This is a genomic window from Acinetobacter sp. ANC 5414, from assembly GCF_013004295.1.
GTDB lineage: Bacteria > Pseudomonadota > Gammaproteobacteria > Pseudomonadales > Moraxellaceae > Acinetobacter.
Map to the genome: position 1 here is coordinate 89,745 of NZ_JABERM010000014.1, position 17,317 is coordinate 107,061.

At 40.3% G+C, this 17,317-nt stretch carries 16 protein-coding genes and 1 other RNA gene; 13 read left to right on the forward strand and 4 right to left on the reverse strand.

Features of this window, described 5'->3' with window-relative positions; all coding sequences use genetic code 11:
• Positions 1–59 precede the first annotated feature (59 nt).
• Both glnG and glnL read right to left on the reverse strand, forming a co-directional pair.
• Entirely contained in the window at positions 60–1,541 is a 1,482-nt protein-coding gene (glnG, locus tag HLH18_RS09830) for a nitrogen regulation protein NR(I) (RefSeq protein WP_171546687.1), read from the reverse strand.
• Positions 1,528–2,637 (reverse strand): nitrogen regulation protein NR(II), encoded by a 1,110-nt coding sequence (gene glnL, locus HLH18_RS09835; protein ID WP_171546688.1) that lies wholly within the window; start codon positions 2,635–2,637, stop codon positions 1,528–1,530. The genes glnG and glnL overlap by 14 nt, the downstream gene beginning before the upstream one ends.
• A gap of 360 nt (positions 2,638–2,997) precedes the next feature.
• On the opposite strand from glnL, the gene rimO reads away from it, so the two are divergent.
• The 12 genes from rimO to lpxA all read left to right on the forward strand — a co-directional run bounded on the left by rimO (position 2,998) and on the right by lpxA (position 15,363).
• Positions 2,998–4,341, forward strand: a complete 1,344-nt coding sequence (gene rimO / locus HLH18_RS09840; RefSeq protein ID WP_171546689.1) for a 30S ribosomal protein S12 methylthiotransferase RimO — start codon at positions 2,998–3,000, stop codon at positions 4,339–4,341.
• Between the two features lie 58 nt (positions 4,342–4,399).
• Positions 4,400–5,128 carry a UMP kinase gene (pyrH, locus tag HLH18_RS09845; RefSeq protein WP_171546690.1) on the forward strand — a complete coding sequence of 243 codons (729 nt, stop codon included), beginning with the start codon at positions 4,400–4,402 and terminating at the stop codon, positions 5,126–5,128.
• A 77-nt stretch (positions 5,129–5,205) separates the two neighbouring features.
• Positions 5,206–5,760 (forward strand): ribosome recycling factor, encoded by a 555-nt coding sequence (gene frr / locus HLH18_RS09850; protein WP_131289069.1) that lies wholly within the window; start codon positions 5,206–5,208, stop codon positions 5,758–5,760.
• 6 nt (positions 5,761–5,766) lie between these two features.
• Positions 5,767–6,519, forward strand: a complete 753-nt coding sequence (gene uppS, locus HLH18_RS09855; RefSeq protein WP_171546691.1) for a polyprenyl diphosphate synthase — start codon at positions 5,767–5,769, stop codon at positions 6,517–6,519.
• Between the two features lie 3 nt (positions 6,520–6,522).
• Positions 6,523–7,347: a phosphatidate cytidylyltransferase gene (locus HLH18_RS09860; protein ID WP_171546692.1), complete on the forward strand. Its 825-nt coding sequence runs from the start codon at positions 6,523–6,525 to the stop codon at positions 7,345–7,347.
• On the forward strand, positions 7,348–8,544 hold the full coding sequence (gene ispC / locus HLH18_RS09865; RefSeq protein ID WP_171546693.1) for a 1-deoxy-D-xylulose-5-phosphate reductoisomerase: 1,197 nt from the start codon (positions 7,348–7,350) through the stop codon (positions 8,542–8,544). It begins immediately after the preceding gene.
• A gap of 3 nt (positions 8,545–8,547) precedes the next feature.
• A complete protein-coding gene (rseP, locus tag HLH18_RS09870) occupies positions 8,548–9,903 on the forward strand; it encodes an RIP metalloprotease RseP (protein ID WP_171546694.1) in 1,356 nt (451 codons plus the stop codon).
• 41 nt (positions 9,904–9,944) lie between these two features.
• Positions 9,945–12,440, forward strand: coding sequence for an outer membrane protein assembly factor BamA (bamA, locus tag HLH18_RS09875; RefSeq protein ID WP_214647314.1), 2,496 nt, complete (start codon positions 9,945–9,947; stop codon positions 12,438–12,440).
• A gap of 77 nt (positions 12,441–12,517) precedes the next feature.
• Positions 12,518–13,015 (forward strand): OmpH/Skp family outer membrane protein, encoded by a 498-nt coding sequence (locus HLH18_RS09880; protein ID WP_171528864.1) that lies wholly within the window; start codon positions 12,518–12,520, stop codon positions 13,013–13,015.
• A 3-nt stretch (positions 13,016–13,018) separates the two neighbouring features.
• Complete coding sequence (lpxD, locus tag HLH18_RS09885) at positions 13,019–14,086, forward strand: UDP-3-O-(3-hydroxymyristoyl)glucosamine N-acyltransferase (protein WP_171546695.1); 1,068 nt, start codon at positions 13,019–13,021, stop codon at positions 14,084–14,086.
• Positions 14,087–14,092: 6 nt separating this feature from the next.
• On the forward strand, positions 14,093–14,578 hold the full coding sequence (gene fabZ, locus HLH18_RS09890) for a 3-hydroxyacyl-ACP dehydratase FabZ (protein ID WP_171546696.1): 486 nt from the start codon (positions 14,093–14,095) through the stop codon (positions 14,576–14,578).
• Positions 14,575–15,363 (forward strand): acyl-ACP--UDP-N-acetylglucosamine O-acyltransferase, encoded by a 789-nt coding sequence (lpxA, locus tag HLH18_RS09895; protein WP_171546697.1) that lies wholly within the window; start codon positions 14,575–14,577, stop codon positions 15,361–15,363. Before fabZ ends, lpxA begins: the two co-directional genes overlap by 4 nt.
• 54 nt (positions 15,364–15,417) lie before the next feature.
• Here lpxA and HLH18_RS09900 read toward each other — a convergent pair whose 3' ends face one another.
• Complete coding sequence (locus HLH18_RS09900) at positions 15,418–16,272, reverse strand: YbgF trimerization domain-containing protein (RefSeq protein WP_171546698.1); 855 nt, start codon at positions 16,270–16,272, stop codon at positions 15,418–15,420.
• Positions 16,273–16,566: 294 nt separating this feature from the next.
• On the opposite strand from HLH18_RS09900, the gene ffs reads away from it, so the two are divergent.
• An RNA gene (gene ffs, locus HLH18_RS09905) (signal recognition particle sRNA small type) lies at positions 16,567–16,663 on the forward strand.
• A gap of 44 nt (positions 16,664–16,707) precedes the next feature.
• On the opposite strand, the gene HLH18_RS09910 is transcribed toward ffs, so the two are convergent.
• Positions 16,708–17,310: a regulatory protein RecX gene (locus HLH18_RS09910; RefSeq protein WP_171546699.1), complete on the reverse strand. Its 603-nt coding sequence runs from the start codon at positions 17,308–17,310 to the stop codon at positions 16,708–16,710.
• Positions 17,311–17,317 lie beyond the last annotated feature (7 nt).

Sequence of the window (17,317 nt, forward strand, 5' to 3'; positions counted from 1 at the left end):
ATAGAATCTAATAAAAAAGCTCCTGAAGGAGCTTTTATTTTTTGTAGTGCTAAAAAATTTTAGTTCTCGATGACTTCTTCTTCAACATCATCATCTGCCGTGTCCATGCCCAGTTCTTTGAGCTTGCGCGTTAAGGTATTACGTCCCCAGCCGAGCAATTCAGCAGCATGACGTTTACGACCACGGGTTTGCTGTAAAGCGGCAGTAATTAAAGTACGCTCGAACATGGGTGTAGCAATGTCTAAAATCTTCATTTCACCGTTTTTAAGCTTTTGGATTGCCCATTGAGCCAATAGTTCATCCCAGTGATGCAGTGAAACACGATCAAAAGTACCATGAGGTTGGGCTTCGTCACCCGAACGTTGAATTGGAATTTGTTTCAATTCAGACGGTAAATCTTCAGGATAAACTTCACGGCCAGTAATCATGACTGTAAGCCAGCGACAGGTATTTTCTAACTGACGGACGTTGCCTTGCCACGGTAATTGTTGCATGTACTCTTGGGTTTCTGGGCGCAAGATTTTAGGATTCACTCCCAATTCTTTACCTGCGCGTGCCAAGAAGTGCTGCGCCAACATTGGAATGTCTTCACTACGATGCGCCAGTTTTGGAATGTGAATACGGATCACGTTCAGGCGATGATATAAATCTTCACGGAAGCGACCGTCATGAACCAGTTTTTCCAAGTCTTGGTGAGTTGCTGCGACAATACGAACATCCACTTTGACCGGGATGTGTCCACCGACACGATAGAATTCACCATCTGCCAAAACACGCAGTAAACGTGTCTGGGTTTCAAATGGCATGTCACCAATTTCATCTAAAAATAGTGTGCCGCCATTGGCTTGTTCAAAACGACCTTGACGTTGCGAGTTCGCTCCGGTAAATGCGCCTTTTTCATGACCGAAAAGTTCAGTTTCGATCAGGTCTTTTGGAATAGCAGCCATATTTAAGGCAATAAAAGGTTTGCTGCTACGTGGTGAATGACGATGCAGGGCATGCGCAACGAGTTCTTTACCTGTACCAGATTCACCATTAATCAGTACGGTAATATGCGACTGTGACAAACGGCCAATGGCACGGAAAACTTCCTGCATTGCAGGTGATTCACCAATGATTTCGGTCGTTTGAATAGGCGGTGCTGTTTTTGCAGATTCTTGTTGTTGTAACTTGGCAATATGTAAAATTGCACGATTAACCAATGCCAATGCTTCATCAATATCGAACGGTTTTGGCAGATATTCAAAAGCACCGGTTTGATAGCTGGATACCGCAGATTCCAGGTCTGAATGAGCGGTCATAATAATGACAGGCAAATCCGGATGGCTACCTTTCACTTTACCCAAGAAAGTGAGACCATCGATTCCCGGCATGCGGATATCAGTCAAAATCACATCAGGCGCATCTATATTAAGTTGATCGAGCGCAGATTGTGCTTCTTCAAAACTGGTAACGTCAAAACCTTCTTCTTTGAATGTTTTTTCCAATACCCAGCGCATGGCGCGATCATCATCAATTACCCATATTTTATTTCGCGACATGGTTAAACTCCCAAGGTAAATATAAGCTAAAGACTGTTTTTCCTGGAACTGATTGGCATTCAATCATTCCACTATGTTGATGCATAATATTTTGTGCAATGCTCAAACCGAGCCCTGTGCCTTTAGCACGTCCTGTGACCAGTGGGTAAAACACCGATTCTAAAATTTCTTCCGGTACACCCGGGCCATTGTCTTCAATATCAATACGAACAGCAGAGCGCTTTAACACACCATTAATGGTGACCAGACGCTGAATCCGTGTTCGCAAAATAAGTTCAGGTTGATGGTCTACAAAAAATTCTTTATTTTCCATCATGGCTTGGACTGCATTTACACTAATGTTGAGCATGACCTGAATCAGTTGATCGCGGTCTGCCATAACATCGGGTAAAGACAAATCATAGTCACGGGTGATTTTGATTTTCTTTTTGGTTTGATTGGTAATGAGTGAGCGGACACGTTCGAGTGGCTCATGTACATTGACTAATTCATAACTTGGCAATTGGCGAGACCCGAGCATGGTGTCTGCCAGATTACGTAAACGATCCACTTCACTAATGATAATGTCAGTGAATTCTGAATATTGAGGATCATTTAAGCTGCGTGCCAGCAATTGGGTTGCACCACGAATGCCGCCTAAAGGATTTTTAATTTCGTGCGCCACACCGCGAATCAGTTGTCGTGCAACCTGGTGTTGTTGAATCAGGTTTTCTTCTTTAGAGATTTTCAACATCCGATCAATCGGATTTAATTCTATCAGTAGAAGTGGGTGATACGGCTTTTGAGCGTTTATTTGTGAAACCGTATAATCCACATGTATATCTTTAAAGTTGACACTAATGGTGGCTTCACGACGGGTATAAGGTTGTCCTGTGACGAAAGTATTTAATAACGCTTCTTCGGTATTAAACTCATCATCGGGCATATGCAGCAAATTTAAAACAGGTTGACCTGAAGCACGCAGCAAACTGATGTCAAACAAAGCTTCACAAGAAGAATTTAAATAAAAAATATTCAGCTGGTTATCGACCAGTAAAATGGCGGTGGTTAAGTTATCCACTAAAAGGCGATAGTCGATCCCGACGGGTTGATCCATTAGCGAAAGCATCCTGTATTAAAATAGCGCAATGGCATCTGCACTTCTTGTCATTTCTCCCTGTTATGGGACATTCAACGAGTTAAACGTTGTCGAAATAAAGCAAAATGCACGCCAACTTTAAGCACGTGTGGAAATAAAAATTCTGACGCTATAAAAGTGTGCTTTTTGTTGTTTGATTACAGAATTTATATAGCATAGTAAAGGAAATAAAAATATTAGTGAACCAAAATGGTGCATTTAAAATATTTGGTAAAAATATAGGTATATTTTGGTGCGTGATGCAAAGAGTCGGCTTTCTACCTATTTTTATGATTCGAAAAGACATACAATACGCGGATTATAGTGGAGTGCAGATTCATGAAATCCCCCAAAGTCGGTTTTGTTTCTTTAGGTTGTCCTAAGGCATTGGTAGATTCCGAACGAATTTTAACTCAGTTGAAGACTGAAGGTTATGATGTAGCATCAGATTATGATGGTGCTGATTTGGTTGTTGTTAATACCTGTGGTTTTATTGAATCTGCAGTACAAGAATCGTTAGATGCCATTGGTGAAGCGATGAGCTCAAATGGTCGTGTCATTGTGACCGGTTGTTTGGGTAAAGATGAAGACAAAATTCGTAAAATGCATCCGAATGTCCTTAAAGTGACCGGTGCCGCGGCATATCAAGAAGTGATGGAGGCCGTACACGAGTACGTACCTGAACCACCAAAGCATAACCCGTTTATTGACCTTGTTCCTGAACAGGGTATTCGTTTGACCCCTAAACATTATGCTTATTTGAAAATATCGGAAGGCTGCAACCATCGTTGTACATTCTGCATTATTCCAAGCATGCGTGGTGATCTGGTTTCACGTCCTGTAGGTTCGGTTTTAAGCGAAGCACAAGCGTTGAAAAATGCCGGTGTAAAAGAAGTTTTAGTCATTTCTCAAGATACATCTGCCTATGGTTTAGACACCAAGTACAAACTCGATTTCTGGAACGGTCAGCCGGTTAAAACCAAATTCTTCGACATGTGTGAAGCTTTAGGTCAACTCGGTATTTGGGTGCGTCTACATTACGTTTATCCATATCCACATGTGGATGCTGTGATTGACTTAATGGCACAAGGTAAAATCCTGCCATATCTAGACATTCCTTTTCAGCATGCCAGTCCGCGCATCTTGAAATTGATGAAGCGACCAGCACATAGTGAAAATACATTAGAGCGTCTAAAATTATGGCGTGAAAAATGCCCTGAATTGGTGATTCGTTCAACCTTCGTGGTTGGTTTCCCAGGTGAAACTGAAGAAGATTTCCAGATTCTGCTTGAGTGGCTCAAAGAAGCACAGCTTGATCGGGTAGGTTGCTTTACCTATTCACCTGTTGAAGGTGCGACAGCAAATGATCTACCGGATCATGTACCTGAAGAAATCAAGCAAGACCGTTATGAACGTTTCATGCAAGTACAGCAAGAAATTTCAGCTGCCAAACTGCAAAAACGTATTGGTCAAACCATGACAGTACTGGTTGATGATTTGGAAGAAGAATTCCCGGTGGCTGTGGCACGTTCTTATGCAGATGCACCTGAAATTGATGGTAATGTTTTTGTAGAAGATATTGATAAGAGTCAAATTAAAGCCGGCGATTTGCTTGAAGTCGAAATTACCGATGCAGATGAATATGATTTATATGCGAAGTTAATTCGAGTTAAGTCTGCTTAATCTGTCATAAAAGTATACGAATAAAAGTTTAGATATTGGAAGATTCGGAGATTTCCTGATGTTGGATTCAAAAAAACCCCGTTATGCACGCATTTTGCTTAAGCTTTCTGGTGAAGCACTTGCAGGAAATAAGGACATGGGGATTGATGCACAAGTGCTTGATCAAATGTCTTTAGCGATTGCTCATTTGGTGGGTTTGGGTGTTCAAGTCGGTATCGTGGTTGGCGGTGGTAACCTGTACCGCGGTAGCCAATTGCAAAAAGATGGTTTGGTTGGCCGTGTAACAGGTGACCAAATGGGTATGCTTGCAACTGTTATGAACGGTTTGGCATTACGTGATGCTTTGGTACGTCGTAACATTAAAACCCGTTTAATGTCTGCTTTGCCAATTGGTGCAGTAGTTGAGTCTTACTCTAGCCGTGATGCAATTCGTCATTTGACTCAAGGCGAAGTGTGCGTATTCGTTGCGGGTACAGGTAACCCATTCTTTACTACTGACACAGCTGCTTGCTTGCGTGGTATTGAAATTGAAGCCAACTTGATCTTGAAAGCCACTAAAGTCGATGGCGTATATAATAAAGATCCGAGCAAATATGACGATGCAGTAAAATATGAAACACTTACATTTGACCAAGTGTTAGATGAAAAGTTAGGCATCATGGATTTAACTGCGATCTGCTTGTGCCGTGATCATAATGTGCCACTACAAGTATTCGATATGAATAAGTCGGGTTCATTGCTTTCAGTGGTTATGGGTGAAAAAGAAGGGACTCACGTTACCAATTAATGACGTGAGCCTGAAAGCTCTTTATACTACACGCTATTTAGTAATTATATCTCTTAGAATTAAGTAAGGAAGATCATATGATTAACGATCTTAAAAAAGACAGCGAAGACCGCATGAACAAGACTTTAGAGTCTTTGGAACATGGTTTTGCTAAAGTTCGTACTGGCCGCGCGCATCCATCTATCTTGAATGGTGTGATGGTTCCTTACTATGGCTCTGATGTGCCTTTAAACCAAGTGGCAAACGTGGGTCTTGAAGATTCTCGTACTCTTCTTGTACAGCCATTTGAACGTACAATGGTTTCAGCAATTGATAAGGCTATTCGCGAAGCAGGTTTGGGTTTAAATCCGATTACTGCTGATGCGATTCGTGTGCCAATGGCTGCACTAACTGAAGAAACACGTCGTGACATGCAGAAAGTTGCACGTACTGAAGCTGAAAATGCCAAAGTTGCGATCCGTAACATCCGTCGTGATGTATTGGGCGACATCAAAGCATTGTTGAAAGAAAAAGAAATTTCTGAAGATGATGATCGTCGTGCATCTGATGATATTCAGAAAATCACGGATAAATTTGTTGCTGAAGTGGACAAACGCCTTGCTGCGAAAGAAGCTGAATTGATGAAGGTCTAAGATTTAATGACCGTATCAGAAGACAGTTTACCTCTTCCAAAACATGTTGCCATCATTATGGATGGCAACAATCGTTTTGCAAAAAAAATGCAAATGCAAAAGGGTGCTGGACACCGTGAAGGGAAAAATGTCCTGGATCCGATTGTTGAGCACTGTAGAAAAAAACAAATTCAAGCGTTAACCGTTTTTGCATTTTCTAGTGAAAACTGGAATCGTCCTCAATTTGAGGTTGATTTACTCATGGCATTGTTGGAAGAAACAATCCATGAGCAACTGCCTCGAATGGAAAAATTCAATATTGCCTTACGTTTTATTGGTGATCGTTCTCGTTTATCTGCGCATTTACGTGAGTTGATGTTGCAAGCCGAACAAAGGACTGCTAAGTTCGATGGCATGACTTTGACCATCGCGATTAGTTACGGTGGTATGTGGGATATGGCGCAGGCTGCAAAACAAATTGCAGCTGATGTTCTGGCAAAAAAAGTCGTAGTTGAAGATATAAATGTTGAGTTGTTTGGACAACATGTCAGTATGGCGGATTTACCCGCGGTAGATTTACTGATCCGCACGGGTGGTGATTACCGTTTGTCGAATTTTTTACTTTGGCAAGCCGCTTATGCTGAGTTGTATTTTACCCAAACCTTATGGCCTGAATTTACCGTTGAAGAATTCGATGATGCGTTAGCAGTCTTTGCTGGACGTGAACGTCGTTTTGGTAAAACTTCAGAGCAAATCAAACAAGAGAAACTTGAGAATTAATAAATGTTAGAGCGGATTATAACCGCATTGGTATTGGTAGCAGTCGTACTTAGTTGTATGTTTGCTACACAGTCTCAGTATCCAATGTTTGTGCTGATGATTGTTGCAGCAGGGGTCGCAGGGTATGAGTGGTTTAAACTTATGCCAGGAAAAAATAAAAATCTGGTGAAACCCTTTGCTTGGGGGTATGGATTAGCGACAGCAGCATTAGCAACTTTGGCATTATATTTTAATGAGATCGCTCTATTACTTTGGGCAGCTTCCATTTTTTCCTGGATTTTAAGCATCTTTTGGGTTAAATCATATCCAGGTTATGATGGGTGGTATAATTCAAGCTTAAATGTGATTGGATTTATTTTAATTTCTGCTGCGATTACCGCAATTTTCTCAGTCTGGAATAGCTCGCCATGGTGGCTTATGTACCTGTTTTTACTGGTATGGGGGGCAGACAGTGGTGCTTATTTTGTCGGGCGTAAATTGGGTAAGAAAAAATTGGCACCCGATGTTAGTCCAAATAAATCGGTTGAAGGTTTATATGGTGGCATCTTCACTGCAATGATTATTGTGGTAGTGGTTGAAGTTGTTTATTTAGATTTAACTTTGGCCCAGCATATCCTGTTTTTAATTTTATCTGTAGTCACTGTATTTAGTTCTGTATTGGGTGATCTGTTCGAGTCCATGATCAAACGTCGTGCAGGAATTAAAGATTCGGGTCGTATTCTGCCAGGACATGGCGGGGTGCTTGATCGTATTGATTCATTGCTTGCTGCTGCTCCAATTTTTGCTGCAGGCATGTATGTTTTAAAACTTATTGGTGTAGATTTATAGATGTCACAATCTGTTTGTATATTAGGTGTCACGGGTTCCATTGGTCAAAGTACCTTAAAAATTCTGCAGCAGCATCCTGGAAAGTATTCTGTATTTGCAGTCACGGCGCATAGTCGCATTCTGGAACTTGTTGAAATATGCAAACAGTATCGACCAAAAATCGCGGTTGTTCCATCCAATAAAGTAGATGAACTCAAACAGCATTTTCAAAATCAAAATCTTAACGATATTGAAATTTTGACCGATGAAGCCGGCTTGATTGCCGTTGCTGAACATGCAGATGTCGATGTGGTCATGGCAGCCATTGTGGGGGCGGCAGGATTATTGCCGACATTGGCTGCGGTGAAAGCAGGGAAGCGAGTCCTGCTGGCGAATAAAGAAGCACTGGTGATGTCAGGTGACCTAATGATGCAAGCTGCACATGATTATCATGCAGAATTGCTTCCAGTCGATTCTGAACATAATGCAATCTTTCAATGCTTACCTCAGAATTATTTCCAAACCGAGCGTAACGGTCAGCCTAAACAGGGTGTTTCCCGTATTTTGCTTACAGCTTCTGGCGGTCCATTTTTAAATCACAGTCTTGAACAATTACAGACTGTGACACCTGCACAAGCGTGCAAGCATCCAAATTGGTCGATGGGGCAAAAAATCTCTGTTGATTCTGCGACTTTAATGAATAAAGGCTTGGAACTCATTGAAGCCTGCCATCTCTTTGCAATTTCAGAACAGTTTGTAACAGTGGTTGTACATCCACAGAGTATTATTCATTCTATGGTTCAATACGTGGATGGTTCGACTTTGGCACAAATGGGTAATCCGGATATGTGTACGCCAATTGCGCATGCGCTAGCATGGCCAGAGCGTATTCAAACCCATGTTCCTGCACTTGATTTGTTTATGAATCAACAGTTAGATTTTCAAGAACCTGATACAACACGTTTCCCCGCATTGAAACTGGCTCGACAAGCGATGCAAAGTGGCGGTTTGGCACCCGCAATTTTAAATGCTGCGAATGAGATTGCTGTTGCTGCCTTCTTGCAAAACAACATTGGTTTTACTGACATTGCTCAAGTGGTTGAACAAACCTTGAATCAGGTTGAAAGTGGTGCTGCGGAATCGATTGAACTTATTTTACAAGCTGACCGAGTTGCTCGTTCTGTTGCACAGCAAATTGTCATCAATAAAGGAAACTAAATCATGAGTGCCTTGTTTATTGTTGTGGCAGCCATTCTTTTGCTTGGACCGCTCATCGCGATTCATGAGTTTGGGCATTATATTGTTGCACGTAAACTCGGTGTGAAAGTTTTAGTCTATTCAATTGGTTTTGGACCAACATTATTTAAATGGACGTCTAAGAAGTCTGGCATTCAATATCAACTTTCTGCATTGCCCTTAGGTGGCTATGTGAAAATGTTGGACGAGCGCGAAGGTAGCGTGGCGGAAGAAGATTTACCCAAAGCCTTTAACCGTCAGCATCCATGGAAGCGAATTGCGATTGTGGCTGCAGGTCCATTGATTAATTTAGCTTTTGCTGTGGTTTTATTCTGGATTTTATTTATCCCATCCCAAGAACAACTGAATACTCGTGTTGGTAAAGTGTTACCGAATACACCTGCTGCAACTGTTCAAATGCAAGTGGGTGACAAAATTACAACAGTGGATGGTACTGAAACCAAGACATGGGAAAAATTGAATTTTGCTTTGGTTGACCGTGTAGGTGAAACAGGTTCAATTGAAATTCAGGCAGAACGTGATGGACAAATTAAAACCTTTCAATTACCCATTCAAAATTTCTTAAAAAATCAAAATCAATCTGCATTAGACAGTTTAGGCTTTATGCCATATCGCCCACACATTCCTGCCGTTGCCACTAAACTTAGTGAAGATGGTGCAGCGATTCGACAAGGGATGAAAGAAGGCGATAAAATTGTTGCGATTGATGGCGTAAAAATGAATGACTGGTTTGATGCGGTTCAAGTGGTTCAGGCTTCACCAGAAAAATTGTTAAAAATAGATGTGTTACGTCAAAATCAATTGCTGCATTTGCAAGTGATGCCACAAGCCAAACGTGACAACATGGGTAATGTTTCAGGTATGCTTGGCGTACAGAATATTCCAGGGAAAATAAACATACCTGCAGATTATAAACAAATGATTCAATACAGTCCGACTGAAGCATTTGTGATGGCGGTTGATAAAACGGGTCAAATTTCAGGTATGATTTTGAACTCGATCGTCAAAATGTTTCGTGGTTTAATTGGCCTGGATAATTTATCCGGCCCAATTACCATTGCGAAAGTGGCAGGACAAAGTGCGGAAATGGGTTGGCAGACCTTTATCTCTTTTATGGCTTTAATGAGCGTGAGTTTGGGTATTTTAAATTTATTACCGATTCCTATGTTGGATGGTGGACATTTAGTTTACTATTTTATTGAGCTGATTCGTGGTAAACCTGTTTCTGAACAAATACAATTGGTTGGTTTAAAAATTGGTATGGTACTGCTCGGCAGCATGATGCTCCTTGCATTATTCAATGACTTCATGCGTTTATAACAACGTAAATACGAAATAAATTAACATCGGAAAAGACTGGCATGCAGCACACACATTTATTTATGCCTTTGGCGCTCATTAGTGCAATGGCAGCAGTACAACAAGTATATGCAGCAGATGAATTCATTGTCCGCGATATTAAAATTGACGGGCTTGTTCGTTTAACGCCAACAAATGTCTATGGGATGTTGCCTGTCAATGCTGGCGATCGTGTTGATGATACGACTATTGCAAATTCAATTCGTGCTTTGTATGCCACGGGCTTGTTTGATGATATCAAAGCGTCAAAAGAAGCGGATACGCTCATTTTTAGCGTGGTTGAACGCCCCCTGATTTCCAAGGTTGAGTTTAAAGGGAACAAGCTCATTCCTAAAGAAGCACTTCAAGATGGGCTTAAAAAAATGGGCATTGCAGAAGGTGAGGTTTTGAAAAAATCTGCCCTGCAAACCATTGAAACCGAACTTGAACAACAATATATGCAGCAAGGTCGTTATGACGCTGATGTCAGTGTTAAAACGGTCGCTAAGCCAAACAACCGTGTCGATTTAACTATTGAGTTTTTGGAAGGTAAAGCAGCTAAAGTTGTAGATATCAATATTATTGGTAATACTGTTTTTAAAGAAAGCGATATCAAGCAAGCTTTTGCAGTGAAAGAAAGTAGCTGGAGTTCGATTGTTACCCGTAACGATCGCTATGCCCGTGAAAAAATGGCAGCCAGTCTGGAAGCTTTACGTGCTCTGTATTTAAACAAAGGTTATATCAACTTTAATATTGCCAATTCAAGTTTGAACCTGAGTGAAGATAAAAAGAATATCTTTGTTGAAGTTGCTGTAGAAGAAGGTGAACAGTTCAAATTTGGTGAAACCAAGTTCCTGGGTGATGCACTTTATAAACCAGAAGAATTGAAAGCCCTGCAAATTTATAAAGATGGCGAAACTTATTCTCAAGAAAAAGTAAATGCAGTCAAACAACTTTTACTGCGTAAATATGGTAATGCTGGTTATTACTATGCCGAAGTGAACATGGTTCCTGAAATTAATGAAGAAACCAAACTGGTTAATCTGAATTATTATATTAATCCAGGTCAACAAGTCACCGTGCGTCGTATTAACTTTACCGGTAATACCAAAACTGCGGATGAAGTATTACGTCGTGAAATGCGCCAAATGGAAGGTGCATTAGCAAGTAATGAAAAAATTGACCTGTCTAAAGTTCGTTTAGAACGTACCGGCTTCTTTAAAACGGTAGATATTAAACCTGCTCGTATTCCAAATGTGCCAGATCAGGTTGATTTAAATATCAATGTTGAAGAACAGCATTCTGGGACAAGTACACTTGCAGTTGGTTTCTCGCAAAGTGGTGGTGTGACTTTCCAGGCAGGTTTAAGTCAAACCAATTTCTTGGGTACAGGTAATAGTGTTTCGATTGATTTATCCCGTTCAGAAACGCAAGATTACTATAATTTAAGTGTGACTGACCCGTACTTTACCATTGATGGTGTGCGTCGTGGTTATAACATGTACTACCGTAAAACCAAGCTAGATAATGACTATAACGTCAACAACTATGTGACGGATAGTTTTGGTGGTGGTATTACATTTGGTTATCCAATTGATGAGAATCAAAGTATCAGTGCAGGTTTAAATATTGATCAAACTGAGGTAACAACTGGAGCATATGTTTCAACGTATGTTAAGGATTATCTCTTAGCAAATGGTGGAAAGGAAACTGGTCGTACGGATACTTATTGTCCAGCCTTAAATACAGCGGGCGATACTTGTGCTACAACCCCACAACCCTTTTTTGATGAATTTAAAGGCGATTTCTTAACTTATAATTTGAATTTGGGTTGGTCTTATAATACCTTAAACCGTCCTGTATTCCCGACATCAGGTATGTCGCATCGCGTGAATGGTGAAATTGCCTTACCCGGCAGTGATGTTGAATATCAGAAATTGACTTATGATGCACAAGCATTCTTATCATTACCCTATGACTTTGTACTGCGTGGTTATGGTAAGTTGGGTTATGGGAATGACTTGCCATTCTATAAAAATTTCTATGCGGGTGGTTTTGGTTCAGTACGTGGTTATGACAATAGTACTTTAGGTCCTAAATATCCTGGTGTAACTTATAACGAGAAACATGATATAGATTATGATCCTGAAGAAGTGGGTGGTAATGCTTTAGTACAATTTGGTGCAGAACTCGCATTACCTTTACCATTTAAAGGCGATTGGACGCGTCAAGTTCGTCCAGTACTGTTTGCTGAAGGTGCACAGGTATTTGACACTAATTGTAATATTCCATCTGGTCAACTTTATTTAAATGGTAGAAATGATCCAGGTGTGAGTGCTAAACAATATTGTGAAGACAACTTTGGTTTTGACGCGAATAACATGCGTTATAGCGTAGGTGCTGGCTTCACCTGGATTACCATGATTGGCCCACTTTCACTCAGTTATGCTTACCCATTGAATGAAAAATCGGGTGACAATACTAAAAATATCCAGTTTGAAATCGGTCGTACTTTCTAAGATGACGTAAGAATAATTTAGGTTGTGTCAATACATTTATCGGGTGTATTGACACAATCAAATTTAAAGAGAATATGATGCAAAAAATGATGATGGTGATGGGTATCGCCTTGGCAAGTACGACCTCTTTAACGCAGGCTGCCGGTTATGGGGTGATTGATTTAGAACGTCTTGTGGAAAATAGTAGCTATTTAAAGCAGCAAAATATAACTGTACAGCAAAAAATCAAGCCACAAACTACTAAAATTGAGCAGTTATCTAAAGAGCTTGAAGCATTACAGCAACGGGCACAATCCAATACCAAATTTACAGATGCAGAAAAGCAAAAGCTTTCGGCACAGTATCAAGCCAAGCTTCAAGAATTGAATCAATTACAGCAATCTGTACAGGACAGCGTACAAGATTCGATTCAACAAATTCGTAATGTTTTTGACGCACGTGTGAAGCAAACTGCGGAACAATTGCGTAAAGAAAATAATTTAGATGTTGTTTTGAATAAAAATTCAGCGCTTGCCTATGACCCTAAATATGATTTAACTGATAAAATGATTCAAAAGGTCAATATTATTAAGTAATCAATGAATCCTAGACAATTTCGCTTAGAAGATCTTGCTCGCCTTGTACAAGGCGAGTCTGTCGGTCAATCTGATTTAATGTTACAAGGATTGGCAAGCTTAGATGTCGCTCAAGCCAAACATATTGCATTTGTAAATTCTGAAAAATATTTAGATCATGCACGTGCTTCAGAAGCAGGTGCACTCATTGTCACTACAGCTTTAAAATCACAGTTAGATACACATAATAATTTTATTGTGGTTGATAATCCTTATCTGGCTTTTGCCATTCTGACGCATGTCTTTGAGAAAAAACATACGCAACAGGGTATCGAAAGTACAGCTCAAATTCATTCCTCTGCCATCGTAGCTGATAGTGCCTATATTGGGCATTATGTGGTGATCGGTGAAAATTGTGTGGTGGGTGATGAAACAGTCATTCAATCGCACGTTAAAATCGATGATGATGTAGAAATTGGCAAACAATGTTTTATTGATTCCCATGTGACTTTAACGGGTGAAACGAAAGTAGGTGATAGAGTACGTATTCATGCTAACAGTGTGATTGGTGGAGAAGGTTTTGGCTTTGCACCTTATCAAGGTAAATGGAATCGTATTGCACAACTAGGTTCAGTTAAAATTGGCAATGACGTGCGAATTGGATCAAATTGTAGTATCGACCGTGGTGCTCTAGACGATACAATTCTAGAAGATGGCGTGATTATTGATAACCTTGTGCAAATTGCCCATAACGTCAAGATTGGTGCCAATACAGCGCTTGCAGCAAAATGTGGTATTGCAGGCAGTACCACAATTGGCAAAAACTGTGTATTTGCGGGTGGAGTAGGGGTGGTCGGTCACATTAATATTGCAGATAATGTGACAATTACTGGCATGTCAATGGTCACAAAAAGTATTTCTGAGGCAGGAAGTTATTCTTCAGGGACACCCATGTTAGAAAGTTTGCACTGGAAACGCGCTGCTGTACGCTTTAAACAATTAGCAGATGTGCCATTGACCCAATTAGTGAAACGGCTTGATCATATACAGGCTCAAATAGAGTCCCTTGAATCAACTTTTAAGCGTAAATAGAATATGATGACTGAGTCGAATACTGCTGCATTTACGAAACCTGAATTGCCAATGTACATTCAACAAATTCGTGAATATTTACCTCACCGCTATCCATTTTTATTGGTCGATCGCATTGTAGATGTGACTGACAATGGTATCGTTGGTTATAAAAATGTTTCAATCAACGAAGAGTTTTTACAGGGGCACTTCCCAGGCTACCCGATTATGCCAGGCGTTTTGATTGTTGAGGCATTAGCTCAAGTCTCTGGTATACTTGGTTTTATCATGAATAATGAAAAACCTGGTCCAGGATCATTGTTTCTTTTTGCGGGTGTTGAAAAAGTCCGTTTTAAAAAACAGGTCGTTGCTGGTGACCAATTGGTATTAAAATCAGAATTGATTATGCACAAACGTGGCATTTACAAATATAATTGTATCGCCACAGTGGATGGCGTTGTAGCAACTACCGCGGAAATTACGGTTTCGCATCAGAAAATAGAGCAGGCATGAGTAATAACGATTTAATTCACCCAACCGCCATTATTGACTCATCTGTAGTGATTGCTTCAGATGTACAAATTGGTCCTTATTGTATTATTGGGCCACAGGTCAGTATTGGTGAAGGCACCAAGCTACATTCACATGTAGTAGTTGGTGGCTATACTCGCATTGGGAAAAACAACGAAATATTTCAGTTTGCGAGTGTGGGTGAAGTATGTCAGGATTTAAAATATGCTGGCGAAGAAACCTGGCTTGAAATTGGCGATCACAATTCCATTCGTGAACATTGCAGTTTGCACCGTGGTACGACCCAAGATCAGGGCATTACCAAAATTGGTAGCCATAACTTATTGATGGTGAATACCCATATTGCACATGACTGTATGGTGGGTGATCATAATATTTTTGCCAATAATGTCGGTGTTGCTGGACATGTTCATGTCGGTGACTATGTGGTGGTGGGTGGAAACTCAGGGATCCATCAATTCTGCAAAATCGATTCTTTCAGTATGATTGGCGGTGCTTCTTTAATTTTAAAAGATGTACCTGCTTATGTGATGGTGTCAGGCAACCCAGCGCATGCCTTTGCAATGAATGTAGAAGGGATGCGTCGTAAAGGTTGGTCTAAGAATGTGATCCAAGGATTGCGTCAAGGATTTAAATTGATCTACAAGGAAGGTTTAACCACCGAACAGGCGATTCAACAGATTCGTGCGGAAATCCTGCCTGAAGTTTCTGAAGTTCAGTTGCTGATTGATTCTTTGGAACAATCGAAGCGTGGTATTGTTCGTTAATCGAATATGCTGTTGCATAAAAAAGACACCTTCTAGGGTGTCTTTTTTATTGTTTTATTTCTTTAAATAACCTGCTTCTTCCGACTTCGGATAATCTTTGATTAGCTTGGTCTTAAGTTGATTGGCCTGTATTGTATTACGGTCTACATCTTTGGCGATACTGTGAAGCTGGTACAGCGCTCGAGCTGCCTTGGCCGAATTTGGATATTGATTGATTACAATATTGTAATTCTTTTTCGCTTCAGTGTAATTGGTGGGTTCAATGGCTAAATTGAATTCTGCTAACCAGAAATATGCATTACTAATATAAACACTGTTAGGATTGTTTTTAATGAAGTTTTTCATCGGTGCAATGGCTTTTTTTGCACCACCTTGTTTATAGGCATCTAAAGCAACAGTATAAGCAGCTTTGTCCAGATCAGCCGGAGAGGGTTGAGTACTTGCTGTAGTCGCTTGAGTACTAACAGCTGCTGGTAAGGTATTGGTTGCCTTTGCTGTTACTGGAGTTGGGGTATTTACGGTGCTGGGAGAAGTATCCTGTTGATTATCCTCCTCTGGCGTTACGCTTTCTGGATCCACTTTTTGCTGTAACAGTTCCAGTCGCTGATCCAAGTCAGTATAGCGATTGGTGAGTTCATGTTTAAGCTTTTCAATTTCATTGTCCTGCTCTTCAATTTTGCCACGTAGTGCACGAACATCATTTTCTAATTGTTGATTTTTCTGCATGATTTGCCAATTCAGATTGGTCGGTACATTGGCAGTTGTGGCACCTGAATCAATAGCGACATTATTTGCACTCGGTTCGATGCTAGTTTGGCTTAAACCACGAGATTCAATTGGAATGTTGGCATAAAGTGAAGCTGAGCTAAGTAAGGCGAGTGCACATAAAGCATGCTGTTTGAGCATCATAAAAACATCCATTTCGTATTCTTAGGCATATTCAAAATTTGCGACATTTAGAATGTACCAGTTTAAAAGATCTGACCACATTAAAAACGTCCATGCCGTGAAATGCAATATGCATTTACAAACTTGTCGTAGCTTTAAAGTAATTGATAGTCCAGATAAAAATATACAAAAATGCTTTTTTTAATCAAGATTGTTTTTTTAATAATCAAATAAAAGCGATGTGGCTCGAAAAGTGGTTTGAAGGCTTGCAAGTTAAGTAAAAATCTCTATACTCTGATCTTGCAATGGTAGCCCCGCTGGTGGCTTCGCAATTGTACTCTGTGAACCCCGCCAGGACCGGAAGGTAGCAACGGTAACAGATCTATGATGTGCCGAAGTTTTGCTAGTGGGGTTGCCACCAGTTTCTAAAATAATAATTCTTATTCTATTCCTCTCTTAAAAATAATCCTCTTTTCTTGTAATTGCTTTCATAATCGCATCCATTTCAAAACCCCGATACATTAAAAAGCGGATTTGTTTGGCTTTTAGTTTTGGCTCTTTTTCTACATTTGTACCGTATTTTTTTACTTTCAGTTGATAAGCTTGTTCATTCCAGTCTGTTTCCTTTAATTCTTCCTGAATTAAACTCGCGTCAATTTTTTTTGATTTTAAAGCCAGCTTAATTCGGTTTGGACCTTTTCCTTTTCTTTTTTGACTCGACAGCATAATTTCTGCTACACGTTGGTCACTTTGATAATTTTCTTTGGCTAACTCATCCACTAGTTTCAGCACCTCGTCACGATCAATGGCATACATCGCAAGCTTTTCAATCAGGTCGGCTTTTGAGTATTCTTTGCGTGTCAGTACGGCAAAAGCATATGAGCGCAAACGTGAGCCTGTGAGGCCTTTAGGCTTGGGCTGTGGATCATCTTCAAAGTGTAATGCTTCGGACTCTAGGATGGGGGCTTGTGGGGTAGGTGTCGCTTCTGTCGATGAATCATCAAATTGTTGTTTAATGCTTTCATAGTCAAGAATTTTGGGGAATTTTGGATTACTCATAGTGTGT